This is a genomic window from Bacteroides sp. D20, from assembly GCF_003436255.1.
In the GTDB taxonomy this organism is placed as follows: domain Bacteria; phylum Bacteroidota; class Bacteroidia; order Bacteroidales; family Bacteroidaceae; genus Bacteroides; species Bacteroides uniformis.
Window position 1 is genome coordinate 1 of record NZ_QSOO01000040.1, and the last position, 3,726, is coordinate 3,726.

The window sequence follows — 3,726 nt, forward strand, 5'->3', positions numbered from 1 at the left end:
AATATCCGCATGAACGAAAAAGATAAACTTTTATTCATGTTCCAAAAATCAATGTCATTAAAATAATGGAGCGGTCAGGAAATTTCTATAAGGCAATACGGTTGGGATATATACTTATCTCCATTCTTATCGGATGTATGGCATATAATAGCCTCTATGAATGGCAGGAGATAGAAGCATTAGAACTTGGCAATAAAAAAATAGACGAGCTCCGAAAAGAAATAAACAATATCAATATTCAAATGATAAAATTTTCTCTATTGGGTGAAACAATACTGGAATGGAACGATAAAGATATCGAGCATTACCATGCACGGCGTATGGCAATGGACAGTATGCTCTGCCGTTTCAAGGCCACCTATCCAGCAGAGCGCATCGATAGTGTGCGCAGTCTTTTAGAGGATAAGGAACGACAGATGTTCCAGATAGTCCGGTTAATGGATGAACAACAATCTATTAACAAGAAGATAGCCAATCAAATTCCGGTTATTGTACAGAAAAGTGTGCAGGAACAGTCCAAAAAGCCAAAACGAAAAGGTTTCTTAGGCATATTCGGCAAAAAAAAGGAAGTAACTCCAGCAGTATCAACCACTATCCTTCATTCGGTCAATAGAAACGTAATCAGCGAACAGAAAGTGCAGGATCGCCAATTGTCGGAACAAGCCGACAGCCTTGCAGCTCGTAATGCAGAACTTAACAGACAACTGCAAGAATTGATTTGCCAAATAGAAGAAAAGGTACAAACCGAACTGCAAAGCCGGGAAAACGAAATAGTTGCCATGCGTGAAAAGTCATTTATGCAAGTAGGCGGTTTAATGGGATTCGTTCTTCTATTGTTGTTAATTTCCTACATCATCATACATCGTGATGCAAAAAGCATTAAACAATACAAGCACAAGACAACTGATTTGATAAGGCAACTGGAACAATCCGTACAACGGAACGAGGCACTGATAACGTCAAGGAAGAAGGCGGTACATACTATCACCCATGAACTGCGCACACCGCTGACAGCAATAACAGGCTATGCCGGACTGATACGGAAAGAACAGTGTGAGGATAAGTCCGGGCAGTATATCCAAAACATACTGCAATCCTCCGACCGTATGCGGGATATGCTTAACACTTTGCTTGACTTCTTCCGCCTGGACAACGGCAAGGAACAGCCCCGTCTGTCACCCTGCCGGATTTCAGCAATCACGCACACACTTGAAACGGAGTTCATGCCTGTTGCCGTGAACAAAGGGCTGTCCTTGTCCGTGAAGACTGGACACGATGCCATTGTATTGACCGACAAAGAGCGAATAATACAAATCGGGAATAACCTGCTGTCAAACGCTGTCAAGTTCACAGAAGAAGGCGGTGTTTCTTTGATTACTGAATATGATAATGGAGTTCTGACACTGGTCGTTGAAGATACAGGTACAGGCATGACAGAAGAGGAACAGAAACAAGCGTTCGGTGCGTTTGAACGTCTATCAAATGCCGCCGCAAAGGAGGGTTTCGGGCTTGGGCTTGCCATAATGCGTAATATTGTGTCGATGCTTGGCGGAACAATCCGTTTAGACAGCAAGAAAGGGAAAGGCAGTCGTTTCACAGTTGAAATTTCTATGCAGGAAGCTGAAGAACAGCTTGGATATACAAGCAATACACCTGTTTATCATAACAATAAATTCCATGATGTTGTCGCCATTGACAATGATGAGGTATTACTTCTGATGCTGAAAGAGATGTATTCCCAAGAAGGAATACACTGCGACACTTGCACCGATGCTGCGGCACTGATGGAAATGATACGCCAGAAAGAATACAGCCTGTTGCTGACAGACTTGAATATGCCCGATATAAACGGTTTCGAATTGCTGGAACTGTTGCGTTCGTCCAACGTGGGCAATTCACCAACAATCCCGGTGGTTGTGGCAACCGCTTCGGGCAGTTGTAACAAAGGGGAACTATTGGCAAAAGGCTTTGCCGGATGCCTGTTCAAACCGTTCTCCATATCGGAACTGATGGAGGTTTCCGACAGGTGTGCCATAAAAGCGACACCGGACGGGAAACCGGACTTTTCCGCCTTATTGTCCTATGGCAATGAAGCCGTCATGCTGGAAAAGTTGATAACTGAAACAGAAAAGGAAATGCAGGCGGTACGGGATGCAGCAAAAGAAAAAGACCTGCAAAAGCTGGATTCCCTGATCCACCACCTGCGCAGTTCGTGGGAGGTGCTCCGTGCCGACCAACCGCTGAATGTACTTTACGGATTGCTTCGTGGCGATGCTCTCCCGGATGGTGAAGCGTTAAGCCATGCCGTGACTGCCGTGCTGGATAAGGGAGTGGAAATAATACGGTTGGCAGAAGAGGAAAGGAGAAAATACGAAGATGAATAAGACAAAAATAATTGTGGTGGAAGACAACATCGTGTATTGCGAATATGTCTGCAATATGCTGTCACGGGAGGGCTACCGCAATATGAAGGCTTACCACCTCTCAACCGCGAAGAAACATCTGCAACAGGCAACAGATAATGATATCGTGGTTGCCGACCTGCGTCTGCCTGACGGCAGTGGCATAGACCTTTTGTGCTGGATGCGAAAGGAGGGAAAGATGCAGCCCTTCATCATTATGACCGACTACGCCGAAGTTAATACCGCCGTGGAAAGCATGAAACTCGGCTCGATAGACTATATTCCCAAACAGCTTGTGGAGGATAAACTTGTCCCCCTGATCCGTTCCATACTGAAAGAACGTCAGGCAGGACAACGCCGTATGCCTATATTCGCCCGTGAAGGTTCCGCCTTTCAGAAAATCATGCACCGCATAAGGCTGGTAGCCGCCACCGATATGAGCGTGATGATATTTGGTGAGAACGGCACGGGCAAGGAGCATATTGCCCACCTGTTGCATGACAAGAGCAAACGTGCAGGCAAGCCATTTGTGGCGGTGGACTGCGGTTCACTCTCCAAAGAGCTTGCACCGTCGGCTTTCTTCGGACACGTCAAAGGTGCATTTACAGGTGCGGACAATGCCAAGAAAGGATATTTCCATGAGGCGGAAGGCGGCACGTTGTTTCTGGACGAGGTAGGAAACCTCGCGTTGGAAACCCAACAGATGTTGCTCCGTGCCATACAGGAGAGGCGGTATCGCCCGGTCGGAGACAAGGCAGACCGGAATTTCAATGTCCGCATCATCGCTGCTACCAATGAAGATTTGGAGGTATCGGTGAATGAAAAGCGTTTTCGGCAGGATCTTCTGTACCGCCTGCACGACTTCGGGATAACCGTTCCTCCGTTGCGTGACTGTCAAGAAGACATTATGCCGCTGGCAGAGTTCTTCCGTGATATGGCAAACAGAGAGCTGGAGTGTAGCGTGAGCGGGTTCAGTTCCGAAGCACGTAAAGCGTTGCTGACACACGCATGGCCGGGCAACGTGCGGGAACTTCGGCAGAAAGTTATGGGTGCTGTATTGCAGGCGCAGGAAGGTGTTGTCATGAAAGAGCATCTGGAACTTGCCGTGACGAAACCGACCTCTACTGTCAGCTTCGCCTTGCGCAATGACGCGGAGGATAAGGAGCGGATATTGCGTGCGTTGAAACAGGCAAACGGCAACCGGAGTGTCGCCGCAGAACTGCTCGGCATAGGCAGGACAACACTATACAGCAAACTTGAAGAGTATGGACTTAAATATAAATTCAAGCAATCATAGCCCGTAATTCACTGAATTTGGCTATCT

2 protein-coding genes are annotated in these 3,726 nt (G+C 47.0%); both read left to right on the forward strand.

Translation table 11 applies throughout. From position 1 onward, the window contains the following. The first annotated feature begins 65 nt into the window (after nt 1–65). Nucleotides 66–2,384, forward strand: a complete 2,319-nt coding sequence (locus DXD78_RS20780; protein WP_004291467.1) for an ATP-binding protein — start codon at nt 66–68, stop codon at nt 2,382–2,384. Beyond that, nucleotides 2,377–3,699, forward strand: coding sequence for a sigma-54 dependent transcriptional regulator (locus DXD78_RS20785; protein ID WP_004291471.1), 1,323 nt, complete (start codon nt 2,377–2,379; stop codon nt 3,697–3,699). The genes DXD78_RS20780 and DXD78_RS20785 overlap by 8 nt, the downstream gene beginning before the upstream one ends. Nucleotides 3,700–3,726: the final 27 nt, after the last annotated feature.